General features: G+C 50.6%; 13 protein-coding genes. 9 read left to right on the top strand and 4 right to left on the bottom strand.

Annotation, left to right across the window (positions count from 1 at the left end; all coding sequences use genetic code 11):
• The first annotated feature begins 279 nt into the window (after positions 1–279).
• The 7 genes from Q0294_RS20825 to Q0294_RS20795 all read left to right on the top strand — a co-directional run bounded on the left by Q0294_RS20825 (position 280) and on the right by Q0294_RS20795 (position 7740).
• Positions 280–1971: a dihydroxy-acid dehydratase gene (locus Q0294_RS20825; RefSeq protein WP_299469299.1), complete on the top strand. Its 1692-nt coding sequence runs from the start codon at positions 280–282 to the stop codon at positions 1969–1971.
• A 39-nt stretch (positions 1972–2010) separates the two neighbouring features.
• Positions 2011–3432 (top strand): UTP--glucose-1-phosphate uridylyltransferase, encoded by a 1422-nt coding sequence (locus Q0294_RS20820; RefSeq protein WP_299469297.1) that lies wholly within the window; start codon positions 2011–2013, stop codon positions 3430–3432.
• A 79-nt stretch (positions 3433–3511) separates the two neighbouring features.
• Entirely contained in the window at positions 3512–4588 is a 1077-nt protein-coding gene (locus tag Q0294_RS20815) for a mannose-1-phosphate guanylyltransferase (RefSeq protein WP_299469295.1), read from the top strand.
• Positions 4572–5060 carry a Holliday junction resolvase RuvX gene (ruvX, locus tag Q0294_RS20810; RefSeq protein ID WP_299469293.1) on the top strand — a complete coding sequence of 163 codons (489 nt, stop codon included), beginning with the start codon at positions 4572–4574 and terminating at the stop codon, positions 5058–5060. Before Q0294_RS20815 ends, ruvX begins: the two co-directional genes overlap by 17 nt.
• Positions 5061–5144: 84 nt before the next feature.
• On the top strand, positions 5145–6008 hold the full coding sequence (locus Q0294_RS20805; protein ID WP_299469291.1) for a hypothetical protein: 864 nt from the start codon (positions 5145–5147) through the stop codon (positions 6006–6008).
• A gap of 311 nt (positions 6009–6319) precedes the next feature.
• Entirely contained in the window at positions 6320–6778 is a 459-nt protein-coding gene (locus tag Q0294_RS20800; RefSeq protein ID WP_299469289.1) for a hypothetical protein, read from the top strand.
• 182 nt (positions 6779–6960) lie between these two features.
• The gene (locus Q0294_RS20795; protein WP_299469287.1) at positions 6961–7740 is read left to right on the top strand and encodes a class I SAM-dependent methyltransferase; all 780 of its coding nucleotides are present in this window, start codon (positions 6961–6963) and stop codon (positions 7738–7740) included.
• 11 nt (positions 7741–7751) lie between these two features.
• On the opposite strand, the gene pyrH is transcribed toward Q0294_RS20795, so the two are convergent.
• The 3 genes from pyrH to rpsB all read right to left on the bottom strand — a co-directional run bounded on the left by pyrH (position 7752) and on the right by rpsB (position 10381).
• Positions 7752–8519 (bottom strand): UMP kinase, encoded by a 768-nt coding sequence (pyrH, locus tag Q0294_RS20790; RefSeq protein WP_299469285.1) that lies wholly within the window; start codon positions 8517–8519, stop codon positions 7752–7754.
• Between the two features lie 117 nt (positions 8520–8636).
• Positions 8637–9476, bottom strand: a complete 840-nt coding sequence (gene tsf / locus Q0294_RS20785; protein ID WP_299469283.1) for a translation elongation factor Ts — start codon at positions 9474–9476, stop codon at positions 8637–8639.
• A gap of 152 nt (positions 9477–9628) precedes the next feature.
• The gene (rpsB, locus tag Q0294_RS20780) at positions 9629–10381 is read right to left on the bottom strand and encodes a 30S ribosomal protein S2 (RefSeq protein ID WP_299469281.1); all 753 of its coding nucleotides are present in this window, start codon (positions 10379–10381) and stop codon (positions 9629–9631) included.
• A 366-nt stretch (positions 10382–10747) separates the two neighbouring features.
• Between rpsB and Q0294_RS20775 the strand changes: the two genes are divergently transcribed.
• Positions 10748–12652 carry a GTPase domain-containing protein gene (locus Q0294_RS20775; RefSeq protein WP_299469279.1) on the top strand — a complete coding sequence of 635 codons (1905 nt, stop codon included), beginning with the start codon at positions 10748–10750 and terminating at the stop codon, positions 12650–12652.
• A gap of 90 nt (positions 12653–12742) precedes the next feature.
• The gene (locus Q0294_RS20770; protein WP_299469277.1) at positions 12743–14590 is read left to right on the top strand and encodes a GTPase domain-containing protein; all 1848 of its coding nucleotides are present in this window, start codon (positions 12743–12745) and stop codon (positions 14588–14590) included.
• Position 14591: 1 nt separating this feature from the next.
• Here Q0294_RS20770 and Q0294_RS20765 read toward each other — a convergent pair.
• Positions 14592–14918 (bottom strand): thioredoxin family protein (locus Q0294_RS20765; RefSeq protein WP_299469275.1); only part of this gene is annotated, 327 nt, incomplete at its 5' end.

Below are 14918 nucleotides of genomic sequence, written 5' to 3'. Positions count from 1 at the left end.
CCCCTGTCGATTCCAGAACAATTCGCTCATTTTTTCATTAATTATCTGATGATCTGTGAATCAGCGGGGAAGTTTCCCGGTAAAAGTGATCTCCACCGATCCGGCTGGCTAAAATATCGGAAAAGGAACTCGCATTTCCTCACGACTCTGATTCTGTTTTTAAAATCAAATGTGAAGTAACTTGGACTCCTGCAGCCAACCGTTTAGAGTGAGAGCAAAACAGGATCAGCAAACCAGATCTCATCCCGATCTCATATTTTATCTACCAGGAACACCAAGATGGCTCAGGCATTGAATTGGAACAGTCAGAATTTGACTCACGGTTGGCAGCGGGGAGTGACCGCCTTTTATTACGGTCTCGGTTTTTCTGATGAAGATTTCGACAAAGCACAGATTGGCATCGGCGTCCCCTTGCTGGATGGAAACCTCTGTAATGTCCACGCTTATGAACTGGCAAAAGACATTGCTGAAGGGTGTAAAGCGGCCGCCATGATCGGCTTCCCTTTTGGAGTTCCCGCCGTCAGTGACAATATCACTCAGGGACAGGAAGGGGGAAACGCCAGCCTGCCTTCACGCAATATGATCGCCAATGGCGCAGAATGCGTGGTCAGTGCCCACTCCTATGATGCACTGATCGGGCTGCACAACTGCGATAAAAACGGCCCCGGTTTCGCGATGGCTCTGGCGCGGCTGAATTATCCGGGTCTGATCGTCAGCGGCGGCAGCATTATGCCGGGCTGTCATAAAGGCCAGGACATCTCCATTCTGGACGTGTATGACTCACAAGCATCCGCCGCGGTCGGCGCGATGGAACAATCCGAGGCAGAGCAGATTCTCAAAACCGCCTGCCCCGGTCCCGGCGGTTGCGGGATTGCCGCTTCGTTCAATACATGGGGCATCGCGCTGGAAGCCATCGGCCTGATGCTGCCTTTCAGCAGTTCCACTCCTGCCATTGATGCGGCGAAAAAAACGGAATGCCAGAATGTGGCGACCGCGGTGAAGAATCTGTTAGCGCAAAACATTCGCCCGCGCGACATTCTCACTCGCACAGCCTTCGAAAATGCAGCCGCCACCATCGCCGCCGTCGGCGGTTCCACTAACGGCATCCTGCACCTGCTGGCGTTGGCAAGAGAAGCAAAAGTGGAGTTCGATCTGCACGACATCCAGAAAATCCTGAAGAAAACACCCGTCTTTTGCAGCTTTGCTCCTCGCGGCAAAAAAACAATGGTCGATCTCCATAAGCTGGGTGGCACGCCCGTGCTTATGAAACACCTGTTAAAAGCCGGCATTGTTGACGGCAGTTGTCTGACGGTGACCGGTAAAACTCTGGCAGAGAATCTGGCCGACATTGGTGATGTCCCCACCGATCAGGAACTGATTGCACCGCTGGATCAGCCATTTAAAGGTTATGCCGATATCCAGGTCTGTTTCGGTAACCTCGCTCCGGGGGGCATTGTCTTCAAAGTTTCCAGCATGGCGGAATCTCATTTCAGCGGCACTGCCTGCTGTTTCGAAGATGCCAAGGATGTCTCAGACGCCGTCGAAGCCGGTAAAATCAAACCGGGAAACATCATCGTCTTAAGAAATCTGGGCCCGGTTGCTTCCGGAATGCCCGAAGTGCTCGTCGCAACAGCAGCCCTCGCGGTTCCCGAACTGGATGGAAAAGTCGCTTTCATCTCAGACACGCGCGTTTCCGGTGTTTCGCACGGCGCGATCGGCGTGCATTGTTCGCCGGAAGCAGTCGTCGGCGGGCCCATTGGTCTGGTTCAGGACGGAGATCGTATTTCATTCAGCCTGCTGGAAGGAACCATCACGGTCGAAATCAGCGATCAGGAATTGCAGGCACGTCGAGACAACTGGTCGCTGAATCCCGTCGTGCACACCAGAGGTTATCTCGCTGACTTTGCAGCGACAACATCACAGGCACACCACGGATGTGTGAGTAAAGCGCTCCACCCCACATGCGAATAAAGGTCGAACTCAAAACAAAAGACTGAGGAATTTATCAGCATGACGACACCAAAGTCCTTTCCGGAGGAACTTTTGAAAACCTTAGCCCAATATCATCAAGCGCATCTGGTACACTGGTGGGAGGAATTGGATGAACGGCAGCAGGATGAATTAACGTCGCAAATTCAATTGATCGATTTTGCGCAAATCCAGCGTCTCTATTCGCCGACGCATCCTCAGAAAACGGAAGAATCTCCTGCACAGAAAGCAGAACGGGCCACCCACCCTGCAACGGTCATTCGACTTCAGGATCGAGCGCAGTCAGCACCCGAGACCGCGCAGGCAGTTCAAGCGGGAAATCAATTGCTCGCGGAAGGAAAAGTCGGCGCGATCCTGGTTGCGGGAGGCCAGGGTTCCCGACTGGGCTTTGAGCACCCCAAAGGCATGTACCCGGTGGGTCCCGTCAAACAGACTTCACTGTTCCAGATTCTGGTGGAACAGTTGATCGCCCGGTCACGCAACGCGGGCAAACCCATCTGTTATTTCATCATGACCAGCGATGCCACCCACGCTGAAACCGTGACTTATTTTAATGAGCATCAGAATTTCGGCCTGCAGGCAGAACAGCTCTATTTCTTTAAACAGGGAACGATGCCCGCCGTCGATGAACAGACCGGCGAGATTCTGCTGGAAGAAAAACATCGCATCGCTGTCAGCCCGGACGGTCATGGGGGCATGCTGGCCGCGCTTAAAAAATCCGGACTGTTTGAGGTCATGCAGGCAAAAGGGATCGAGTATCTCTACTACCATCAGGTCGATAATCCGACCGCGATTGTCTGCGACCCGGAATTCCTGGGTTATCATCTGCAACGCGCTGCGGAAGTCTCTGTCAAAGTTGTTTCCAAGCGCTCCCCCGATGAAAAAATGGGAATCGTCTGCGACGTCGATCAGAAAACGCAGATCATTGAATACAGCGACCTGCCGGACCACATCGCAGAACTGACTGATAAGGACGGAAATTTGTTGCACTGGGCGGGAAGCACGGCCATTCACATTTTTAATCGTGCCTTTCTCGAACAAATCGCCAACGATGACGGGCTGCTTCCCTTTCATCAGGCATACAAAAAAGTCCCCTTTATTGATTCCACTGGCGATCAGGTTTCCCCAGACGAGCCAAATGCGATTAAATTCGAACGGTTTATTTTTGACGTTCTGCCTGTTGCAGAGACAGTTCTGGTTTACGAGATTGACCGATTACGCGAATTCAATCCTCTCAAAAATGCGGACGGTCCGGATTCTCCTCAAACCGTGAACGCTGCCCTCTGCCGGATTCATGGCCAGTGGTTAACGGCTTGCGGAGTCGAAATCGCTGAAGGCACGCCGGTCGAAATCAGCCCCCTGATCGCGCTGGACGAAAGCGAATTAAAAACCAGAATCTCTCCCGATGATCAGTTTACAGCCCCGATCTATCTGGGAGAATAAGCCATCGTCTCAGTGAAATGGAAACAGGGGGCATCATCCTCGCAGGTGATTCTCAATTCGAAGGTGGAGAATTAACATTATGCTTCACACGGTTGTCATGGCGGGTGGCAGCGGCACACGGTTCTGGCCTCAAAGCCGCAACGCGAAACCCAAACAACTGCTGAAACTGGCAGGAGAGCACACGATGATCCAGGCGACCGCTGCGCGTTGCCGCCCGTTATCAGACAATCAACATCTCTGGGTCGCGACGAATGAAACTCTCGCTGAAGAAATTCACCGCCAACTCCCCGACATCCCTGTAGATCAGATCCTGATCGAGCCTGTGCCCCGAAATACGGCCCCCTGCATCGGACTGGCGGCAATTCACTTACTGAAGAAAGACCCGGAAGCAATCATGCTGGTGGCCTCTTCTGATCACATCATTCATCCGGAATCCGGTTTTCTCAGTACGATCAAACAGGCAACTACTCTGATTAAAGCGAAACCAGAGACGCTGGTTTTGATTGGCGTCCCACCGACTTACCCAGCCACTGGTTATGGATACATCCAATGTGGCCCCCCTTTCGGTTCCGCGCAACACCAGTGGGAGGTGTCTCAATTCAAGGAAAAACCCGACGCGGAAACCGCACAGCGCTACTGTGATCATCGCAACTACCTCTGGAACTGTGGAATTTTCATCTGGAAAGCACGCGCGATATTAGATGCTTTTTCCCGATGTGAACCGGAAATGTACAAGCAACTGTTGCAGATTTCCGACGCCATCGGGACACCTCAATACGAATCCGTTCTCAAACAGGTTTTCCCGGCGATGAAATCGGAATCGATTGATTACGCCATTCTGGAACATTCGAAAGACGATCTGGCTGTGATCCAGGCAGAATTTGAATGGGATGATGTCGGTAACTGGAACAGCCTGCAGAAATATTATCCAGCTGATGCGAACGGCAATACCGTCGTCGGGCTGCACTGCGGCTTGGAAACGTCAAACAATATTATCGTTTCCACAGACGATCATCTGGTCGCGACGTTCGGAATCGAAAACTGTTTGATCGTGCACACCCCCGACGCCACGCTGATGGCCCGCAAAGATGATGAATCCGCAATCAAAAAGTTAGTTTCCCTGCTTGAGGAGCGTGGTTATGAACGATTCCTCTGAGATGCAGCAGCCATTCGACGCAGAATTTCCTTCAGAAGGTCGCCTGATGGGGCTCGACTACGGCACAAAACGGGTCGGCATTGCCATTTCCACGTTTGAGCAAAACATTGCCAGTCCACTGGAAAACTACACCCGCCAAAACGAAGCACAGGATCAGAACTTTCTTCTGAAGATGATCAAAGAATATCAGTGTAAAGGGCTGGTCGTGGGACTGCCCGTCCATATGAGCGGCGATGAGGGACAAAAAGCGAAAGAGGCGCGCCGGTTCGGAAACTGGATCAGTCAATTCGCTCAGATTCCAATCCGCTTCTGGGACGAACGCTATTCTTCAGCCATTGCCGAAGAATTCCTGGCGAACATCAATATCAGCCGCGGTAAGCGAAAGGACTATCTCGATAAACTGGCTGCCCAGATTATCCTGCAGTCCTTTCTCGAGAGTTCAGACCGAAACCGAATTCCGGGATCTTTTTGAACCGTTTCGGGTTCGTTTGCCGTATAATAGTCTGCAGAGTGACCTTTTCTGCATTCCGTACCAAGTGATTTTGAACGAGAATTAATGAAGCCATTGCCCCTTGATCGTGAAGAATATATCGAACAGGCTTATTTCTTCCGGAATTACCGTGAGCGTCTGGAAGACGCCGTGCCGTCTCAGGTGATTCTTGCCACGATCTACGAAGAAATTCTGGCGACGACAAAACTGCCGATGGCGATCGATTTTCTCAAAGGCGAAATACTTTTAACCGGCAGAATCTCGGACGGAATGGAAAAACTTTCGCATTATTTCACCCCTTTCCAGACGTTCATTATCAAAAATGCGGAAGATGACAAATCAAAATTCGACCAGAAGATGGGTTTGAAAATTCTGGAACGCGAAGCAGAATATCGAGCCGATACCCATAATAGTGCGGGGCTTTTTATTTATCAGTTTGAGTGTATCGCGCGCAACCGACTGGGTTATCACAACGGTCTGGATGCCATCTCGAAAGATTCGATGTACAACGAAGACTGGTCGGCCTGGATTCGAAAACTCAAGCTCCAGCTGGGTTCCGTCGACTTCGCGGACCTGCTGTATTTTCGCTCCCAGCATTTTGTGGATGAACAGCGCAGGCAGCCGGGAAACGACCAGTTTACGCCGCGTTATCCCGTTCTGTTCAGCAAGCAGGATGGACGCATCGCCAAAGCGAATCATAACCGCGATCCACTTTATATGTTTGCCGCCCTGCAACGACAACTGGGTTATCCGAATGTCCCCCGACCCCTGCCCCAAACCGGTAAGTCATTATTCCATCCAGCCTTAGAAGCAAGATTACATAAGATCGAAGCCAGGCTCCAGTTGATCGATTCCGAACTGAAAGGGAATCTGGATCTGAATCAATTTATCGTGAAAGACAACCGGTTTGACGATAAAGAGATTAGCTGACGGCCAATAAAGTATACATTAGAACAATATTATATGTAATTTCCTGAATATGACTTGCCAAATCTCGGTGAATTCTCATAACATGGAAAGCGTGTGAGCCTGCTGAGCCGGCATGAGATCTTATCTGTAATGCCTTATCAGAAAAGTCAGGCCCAACACGAAATATTAACTTATTGACGTCACCAATTTCACAAACAGGAGGTAAAATCCAGCAGCTTTAACAATCCCGCCTCAAACGCAAAATGAAATGCCTTGATCTCCCACCCTAAACCTGCACCCACCTTAAGCAGGACATTCAGAAAGGCTCATCAATGTCTACTGTTACTATCGATGCTCCAGAAGCACGCACCGTTTACCCATCAATACAGGTTCCTACAAAACAGTTTTACCAGGCTGCACTGAAAATGGTGCTCTGGTCTTCAGGAACGATTCTCTTCTGTCTGGCAATGGTCGATTTTTATGCCCAGACGAATGCCAGCGAAACAGGGATTGCCCTGCAAAGTGCCCAGGCTGAAAAGCTTGAAATCAATAAAGACCTGCGAATCTCGGATATTGGAAGATATGTCGTTGGTTCTCCGATAGTCCAGACGCGCCCCGCCGACAAATACACTCACATGTGCAAAGAAATGAAAAAGTATACCTGGAAAGGATTCTTCAGAAACTATTCCATTTCCGTTTATATGGGTCTGGGCAATGATCCCTCGGTCGACTTTGTTCATGGCCCCGGTGACCTCATTAAGGGGGCAGGCAAACAAACTTCGCCCCTTTAAATGCGTTGTAGCAATATTGTGAAACCGTCTCCGGTTGAACATCCGCCTTAAGCAGACTATAACATTTGCTTAAGGCTTTTTTATTGGACTGTTCGGGTCACTGATGGCAATCCGGCACTGTCAGTTCATTCCGCTCTCTCACTGCCACAATCATCAACACTGCAAAAGAGTTTGAAAGAATTATGGAAACGATCAAAGGACACCTCTACGACTACCCGAAATACTATGACCTGATTTTTGGTGATGACTGGAAGGCGGAATTTGACTTCTTACAGTGCTGTTTTGAAAAACACGCTACCAGAAAAGTCACCCGCGTATTCGAACCGGCCTGCGGGACCGGACGTTTACTGATTAAACTGGCACAGGCCGGTTATAAAGTGGCGGGCAACGATCTGAATCAACATGCCATCAAGTACTGCAATGATCGCCTGGAGCGATCCGGCTTTCCGCGTTCTGCTGTGATTGGCGACATGTCCAATTTCAAACTCAAACGCCCCGTCGATGCCGCCTTTAATACGATCAACAGTTTTCGACATTTGCAAACGGAAACCGACGCGAAAAATCATTTGCAATGTATCGCCGACGCACTCGCACCGGGCGGGCTCTATATTCTGGGGCTGCACCTGACCCCCACTGTCGGCGAGCCGATGAAAAGTGAAAGCTGGTCTGCACGCAGAGGAAACCTTTCGATCAACTCACATATGGAGTCGATCCGGACAGACCTCAAGCAGCGAAACGAACACCTCGAAATGACGTTTGATGTTTATACACCAACCCGTCAGTTTAAACTGTTTGACACGATGGACTACAGAACCTATACGGCACGCCAATTTAAAGCCCTGCTCGCCAAGGTGCCTGATCTGGAACTGATCGAACTCTACGACTTCATGTATGAAATGGACTTCACAATCAAGATCGATGCGGAAACAGAAGATGTCGTGTTTATCTTACGCAAGAAATAAACAGCGACCTGCTATTCAGCGGCTCCGTTCTCAACTGATGGCAGCACGCGTGTTCCAATATTTTCGCCGGCAACCGCTTTGGCAATGTTGCCGACTTTGCGGAAGTTAAATACCAGAATGGGAATACCATGCTCCATACAATGATGGAGCGCCTGAGCATCCATCACCTGCAGATTCTTGTGCAGCACATCCTGATAACTGATCTCGGAATAACGGACCGCGTGCGGGTTTTTCTCGGGATCATCGGAATAGATGCCATCTACTTTTGTCGCCTTCAAGAGAATATCGGCGTCAATCTCTCGGGATCGCAACGCTGCCGCGGTATCGGTCGTCACGAACGGACTGCCAGTACCGGCTGCCAGAATGACCACACGCCCCTTCTCCAGATGACGAATACAGCGTCTTCTGATAAACGGCTCGGCCACTCCTTCCATGCGAATGGCTGTCTGCAGACGAGTTGGCACGCCTGCCATTTCCAGTGAATCCTGCAGAGCCAGGCCGTTGATCACGGTTGCCAGCATCCCCATATAATGCGCGGTCGCAGGATTGATCGAAACACTCGAAGAGGAAAACTGTTTTCCACGCAGAATGTTGCCGCCACCACAGACGATGGCCAGTTGAACTCCCGAATCGACGAGCACCTTGATTTGTGCCGAAATCGACTCCAGTTCAACCATACTGATTCCGCCTTCTCCATCACGGCAGAAGACCTCGCCACTCAACTTGAGCAGAACACGCTTGTAAGCAGGCTTCAGTTTCGGGGCAGGAGCATCAGTCATCCGTGGCGTCCTCATTGTGATGAAGGTTTTTGATAACACTCATTGGAAATCAGTGTCGGGAATATAAAAAAACGCACGTGCGCGGTCAGCACACATGCGTCTCTATGATCTAAATTATCAGCCGCCAATCGACCAGCGTGTAAATGAAACCGCTTCCAGCCCTTTTTCAGCCAGCGCCTGGCTGACCGTTTTGGAATCGTCAACAGCAAAAGGCTGATAAACCAGAACCCCTTGTTCAACGAAGAAGGTTTTCATCCGGCCATCAACAATTTTGTCAATGATATTATCGGGTTTGCCTGTTGCTTTTGCTTCTGCAACCAGACGATCCCGTTCTTCCTGAATCACTGCAGGATCCAGTCCGGCTTCATTGACAACGGCGGGTCTCAGAGCGGCAATGTGCATGGCCACTCCCCGCAACACATCAACGGCATCGCCTGAAGTACCAGAGGCTTGAAACAAGACTCCCGTTTTACCATCGTGATGGACGTAGCTGCCGGTCGGCGTTTCAGAACGGGCAATTCGTGAAACAACAATTTTCTCACGGATCTTATTCAGCATATCCATGAAATCATCGTTCAATGTTTTACCAGGCGACTTTTCAGAAGGCAGCGCCAGTAAACCTTCCACCGAATCCACTTCCGGATGAGCCAGAAGTTGTTTTGCACAAACGTTTGAAAAACCGACCAGATCTTCGCCGCTGGCAACAGGTGCCGATTCACAGACGACTTCCACCATAACGGTTCGAGAGCCATCTTCGCTGGTCAGAACGGTAATCCGTCCTTCCCTTGTGTCATTTGCGCTGCGTTTCAGTTGAATTTTACCCGCTTCTTCCCGCAGGATATCAATCGCTTTTTCCTGATCGCCGCCTGCATCCTGTAAGGCTTTCTTGCAGGCCATCATCGGCAAATCGGTAATTTCTCGTAATGCTTTCACGGCTGCTGCTGTGATTTCAGCCATCTCAGTAATCTCCTTCGAAAGCCATTCCCCGTTCGGAAACTGCTTTAAAATGATAGTCTGTCTCGAATGTTTATTTTCAATGCGAACCTGCTGAACGGTGAGTTTGACCGTTCAGCAGCTTGCAACATTACTATTGAAAAACGGCGATGCTCTTACAGTGAAGGAACCGGCTTGTATTCTTCTTCAGCGGCTGGGCCTTCATCTTTTTTCCCTGCATCCGGCAGTTTGCTTTTGCCTTCAAGAATGGCAGAGGCCAACTGATTCATCACCAGACGAATCGAACGGATACTGTCATCATTACCGGGAATCGGCAGATCCACTTCATCGGGATCAGAATCGGTATCGATCAATCCCACAACCTTAATTCCCAGAATGTGTGCTTCATGGACGGCATTTTTTTCCTTGGTAGGATCAACCACCACGATGGCCTCAGGCAAACGGTTCATCGTACGAATCCCGTTCAGATTGCGGAACACTTTACGCTTTTCACGCAGCAAAGTGGACTGCATCTTTTTGGAGTAAGACTGAATCGCACCGGTTTCATCAAATGATTCCAGTTCTTCCAGACGCTTCAGACGGTTTCGAATCGTACGAAAGTTGGTTAAGGCACCACCCAGCCAGCGCTCGGTTACATAAGGCATTCCGCAGGCAATCGCGGCGTCTCTGATCGGGCCTTGCGCCTGTTTTTTGGTTCCGACAAACAGAACCAGACTTCCCTGAGAAGCAACGCGTTCCAGATAGCGTTTACCGCGAATGATCCCACGCACGGTCTCTTTTAAGTCGATAATATGAATCTGATTCCGGCGTCCATAAATATAGGGACGCATTTTCGGGTTCCAGCGGCTCGTTTTATGGCCGTAGTGAACACCCGCTTCGAGAATTTCCTTGACCACTAAATCTGACATTTCCCAACTCCTCTTTGTTAAAGGGCACATGACCTGCCGGGGGCCACGTTCTTAAAGAATTACAATCAATAGACTTAGCTACTGAAGGCGTCGAACAGTTTCAACAATAAACGCGCTGCGCAATCCGAGCGAAAAACACTGCGAAGTGCCAGTGGGTGGATAGTATCGGAGTTTTTTGAGCCCGTCAAACCTTGCGACCGTTAATTCAGCGAAATGGATCGAATTTGAAGCCTGCGATCCAACCAATTGGGCTCATCCTGAGTGCGTTGAATCGATATACTCAAACATCACCGCTTCACTCAGGAACCGGCAAGTTATCACGAATCGATTATCCGCTTTTCCTTCACTATTGATTTCATTCACAAAATGCCATCCACACTTCACCAGTTTTCACAAACCGTTCACCGTCTTCGAGACAATCTGATTGCCCTCGAACAGAAAGCGAACCAGCTCGATCTACCGGGATTAAACGGCCGCGAATGGTTTGATATTTTACAGCGAAAACTGATCCCGCAGCTTTCTGATAATGTTTATCTGGTCGTCGCGGTGGTCGGAGGCACGAATATCGGTAAGAGCGTCATCTTCAACCATCTGGTAAATCAACAAACTAGTGCCATCAGCCCCCTCGCATCCCAGACCAGACATCCGGTCTGCCTGGTTCCGCAGAACTTTGAACAGAGCCATGATCTGGAAAAGATCTTCCAGGGCTTCCGCCTGATCCCCTGGGCGTCTGCCGCCGATCCCCTGAAACAGGATGACCAGCATCTGCTGTTCTGGAAAAACAGTGAAAGTCTCGCGCCCAATCTGCTTGTGCTGGATACACCCGACATCGACAGTGATGCCGAAGTCAACTGGGAACGGGCAGAACGGATCAGACAATGCGCGGACGTCCTCGTCACGGTTCTGACACAGCAAAAGTACAATGACGCTGCCGTCAAACAGTTTTTCCGCGAAGCCGCACGTGAAGACAAAGTCATCATCACCATCTTCAACCAATGCGAGTTACCGGACGACGAAGCCTACTGGCCGCTCTGGCTGAATACGTTTTGTCATGAAACCGGGGTGCGTCCCGAGTTTGTCTTCATCGCCCCCAACAATCGGCAAGCCGCCACCAGCCTGCAGCTCCCCTTTTATCGCCGTTCCTTTGAGCCGGCACCGCCTGAGACCGCTCCCGCAATCAATCCGCAAGCCCCTGAGGCAGACACACCCGTAAATTTAATGCAGATCTTATCGCAAATGCATTTTGGTGAGATCAAGGTGCAGACGCTGAAAGGGGCTCTCTATTATCTGGTTGAACAGAACACGGGCGTCCCCGCTTACCTGCGGGAAATCAAAATTCGCAGTAACGAATTCCGCTCTGCCTCGGAACTGCTTTCAGAACAGGAACTGGCCGAGATCGAAAACTGGCCCCTGGTCCCCAATTCCGTCATCGTCGACGCGGTGCGGAAATGGTGGCAATCTCAACGAGAAGGCTGGTCGGCACAGGTACACGGTTTTTACAACACCCTCGGTCAAGGAGTTCTCTGGCCTCTGCGCTACATTCATTCGCTCGCGACAGAGGAAAAACGCCCCCCGATGGAAATCTATCGCGAGCAGGAATGGTCCGTTGTGCTGCAAACCGTGGAAGGGATTTACGACCGGCTGACTTTGGTCAGTGAACTCGGTAATGAGCTGTTGACCAATCGCCTGAAAACATTGCTGAACGGCACCTCGCGCGAACACCTGTTAAAAATTCTGCATGAGGAGCATGCCGGCTTCGATTTCACCGCGCAACTGGAAGAGTTGATCGAAAGTGAAATGACCTTCTTTAAAAAAGACAGCCCGCAGTATTACACGTTCCTGAAACAACTGGACCGGATCGCAGCGGTAGCGCGACCTGCGTTAAGTGTCGGTCTGTTTTTTGTCGGCTTCGGGGCAGTCGGCCACGCCGGCTCTCAACTGGTCACCGACACGATGATCCAGTCTGTCGTGAATGTGGCCGGTGATGTCGCCGGTGGAGCCGCGACCACAACAGTCGGCGAGACAGCCGTCAGCAGTACGGCGTCGACAGGCATCGGATACCTCGAAGCAAAATTCAGAAGATTTCATGCGGTCTTCGCACAAAAACGCTCGGAGTGGCTGGCGACTGCCGTTCGGACGCATTTATTGAAAACGCTTCCGGAAGAACTAAAATCAGCCGTTGACCTGCCGAATTCAGAATGTTTTCAGATCGTTCAGGAGTCGGTAACTGAACTGGAAAAACAATTACAGCAACTCCAGATCTCGATCTGAACTCGCTTTGGAAATTGAATCGACCATTTTAAACGTAATGCCTGTTTTCAGTCATGGAAGCAGAAAACCAAAACAGAAAAAGAGTCTCTCATGGCCACATCGGAATTAGCCCAGATTGAAATGCTGGCGTCAGTCGACAGCTTGATCCATCAACTCAAGCTGTGGAGCGAGCAGCAAACCGACTGGAAAACGGCACAGCAATCTCAGGCAGTGATTCACCAGTTGCTCCCCCGGCTGGATATGCTGCGCGTGCGTCTGGAATCGCCGCTGGTGATTGCCACCTTTGGCGGAACCGGTACGGGAAAAAGCAGTCTGGTCAATGCGTTGATCGGATCTTACTGCACGACTTCAGGCAGGCAACGTCCCACCACGACAGAGCCCGTGCTGATCGCGCATCCCGACACAGACCTGGATCGTTTAGGGCTGGACTTGAGCCAGTTTCATGTCGAGCAAAAAAAACTGGATGAACTGCGAAACATCATTCTGATCGACTGCCCCGATCCCGACACATCGGAAGCGATGGATGAAGCAGGTAATCTCACACGACTGCAACAGATTATTCCCCTGTGCGATATTCTGCTCTATACATCAACGCAGCAAAAATATCGCTCGGCCCGCGTCTCTGAAGAACTGAAAGAGGCGGCGGTGGGACGACGTCTCATCTTTGTGCAGACTCATGCCGGCCTGGACGAAGACATTCGCGAAGACTGGCGACAGCAGCTTTCGCGTCAGTTTGATGTCCCCGAAATTTATTTTGTCGATTCCGTCCGGGCGCTGGAAGATCAACTGGCAGATCGACCGCTGGAAAAAGAGTTCGCCAGCCTGCAAAATGTCCTGAGCACTCAACTCGGAAAATCAGAACGCCTGCAGGTACGCCGCGCCAATCTGCTGGAATTAATTCAGAATGCCATCGATCACTGTTCGCATAAAAACAGCACGGCTTTACCGGCGATTCGGGAACTGGAATCGTTTCTGAAACAACAACAGGTTTCTCTCACTTCGCAAATGTCACAGGAGCTCAGAAAAGAATTGCTCATCAGCCGCAATCTCTGGGAACGCAGACTGCTCTCCTGCGTTTCCGATTCCTGGGGTTTCAGCCCTTTTTCCACGATGCTCCGCGTTTATAACGGGCTGGGCAACTTCATCGCATCAGCCAGTTTATTTCGTGCCAGAAACTCTGCACAAGTCGCCTTGATTGGTGCGCTGCAGGGCGCCCGCTGGATCGGTAACCGACAAAAGGAACAAGCGGCCGAAGACCGCTTGAAACGGATTGGCTCTTTCGGGCTGGATGATAACAAGCTGCGGGAATCACAATTATTAATCGACGGTTATGCACAGGCAGCCGGACTGGCGACTCACCAGGACCACTTTGCCGGTTCGCTGGAGAAACTGCAGACAGAAGCCGCTTATGTCGAAGAACAGTTCCTGAGCGATGCCGGCACGAAAATTGATGGCATTATTACGAAGCTGGCTTACAAAAACTCGGGCTGGTTTACCCGTATCTGGTATGAAACGCTGTTCCTCTCGCTGATTGTTTACGCCCTGGTTCGCATTGGAAAAAATTTCTTCTACGATTCGTTTCTGGACGAACGCAACATTCTCGCCATTGATTTTTATGTTACCGCGGGTGTGATTTTTCTGATCTGGTCCGGTTTGCTGGTGATGCTGTTTACCAGAAAACTGAAGCGCGGCCTCGAAGCGGAAATCAACCAGCTCTCCGACGAACTGGCCCAGGCAAAACTCGCTCACGGACTTTTCCCGCATCTGGAACAGGCATGCCAGCAGGCTCACGCACTGCAACATTCACTCGAACGGATGGGAGGAGAAACGCGCCAGTTACGAAACGAAATCGCCTCATCCCGGATTCTGGGAGCCTGGAAAGTAACAGAGCCGACAATGAATGCCGGCTCCATATCATCTCATCTGACTTCGCAGTAAATTATTTGCGGTTATAAAACATCTCAGCGATGCTGTAAGCCTTGAGCGCCCCGGAACGACTGACTTCTTTACCGTCGATCAGCAGGATCAGTGTCGGCAAAGATTCGACTTTGTATTTGTCCGTCAGCCCCTGATGCTGGTCGACGTCAATCACGCGAATATGGCTCGACGTTTCGGAACCGATCTCCCAGTGCTTTTGTTTCAGAGACGGAAATTCATTGTTTTTCATCTGCACACAGGCAGGACACCAGCTGGCCGTAAACAGCAGAATCTGATGCCGGGAAACATCTTGTTCCATGCGGAAGATTTTCACAACTTGCTCTGGTAA

The organism is uncultured Gimesia sp., from assembly GCF_937919775.1.
In the GTDB taxonomy this organism is placed as follows: Bacteria; Planctomycetota; Planctomycetia; order Planctomycetales; family Planctomycetaceae; genus Gimesia.
This window is presented reverse-complemented; position numbering and strand designations above follow the sequence as displayed.

What these genes read in the sequence shown, in the direction of transcription:
- Q0294_RS20825 (WP_299469299.1), top strand. Translation starts at nt 280, where the DNA reads ATGGCTCAGGCATTGAATTGGAACAGTCAGAATTTGACTCACGGTTGG.
- Q0294_RS20820 (WP_299469297.1), top strand. Translation starts at nt 2,011, where the DNA reads ATGACGACACCAAAGTCCTTTCCGGAGGAACTTTTGAAAACCTTAGCC.
- Q0294_RS20815 (WP_299469295.1), top strand. Translation starts at nt 3,512, where the DNA reads ATGCTTCACACGGTTGTCATGGCGGGTGGCAGCGGCACACGGTTCTGG.
- ruvX (WP_299469293.1), top strand. Translation starts at nt 4,572, where the DNA reads ATGAACGATTCCTCTGAGATGCAGCAGCCATTCGACGCAGAATTTCCT.
- Q0294_RS20805 (WP_299469291.1), top strand. Translation starts at nt 5,145, where the DNA reads ATGAAGCCATTGCCCCTTGATCGTGAAGAATATATCGAACAGGCTTAT.
- Q0294_RS20800 (WP_299469289.1), top strand. Translation starts at nt 6,320, where the DNA reads ATGTCTACTGTTACTATCGATGCTCCAGAAGCACGCACCGTTTACCCA.
- Q0294_RS20795 (WP_299469287.1), top strand. Translation starts at nt 6,961, where the DNA reads ATGGAAACGATCAAAGGACACCTCTACGACTACCCGAAATACTATGAC.
- pyrH (WP_299469285.1), bottom strand. Translation starts at nt 8,519, where the DNA reads ATGACTGATGCTCCTGCCCCGAAACTGAAGCCTGCTTACAAGCGTGTT.
- tsf (WP_299469283.1), bottom strand. Translation starts at nt 9,476, where the DNA reads ATGGCTGAAATCACAGCAGCAGCCGTGAAAGCATTACGAGAAATTACC.
- rpsB (WP_299469281.1), bottom strand. Translation starts at nt 10,381, where the DNA reads ATGTCAGATTTAGTGGTCAAGGAAATTCTCGAAGCGGGTGTTCACTAC.
- Q0294_RS20775 (WP_299469279.1), top strand. Translation starts at nt 10,748, where the DNA reads ATGCCATCCACACTTCACCAGTTTTCACAAACCGTTCACCGTCTTCGA.
- Q0294_RS20770 (WP_299469277.1), top strand. Translation starts at nt 12,743, where the DNA reads ATGGCCACATCGGAATTAGCCCAGATTGAAATGCTGGCGTCAGTCGAC.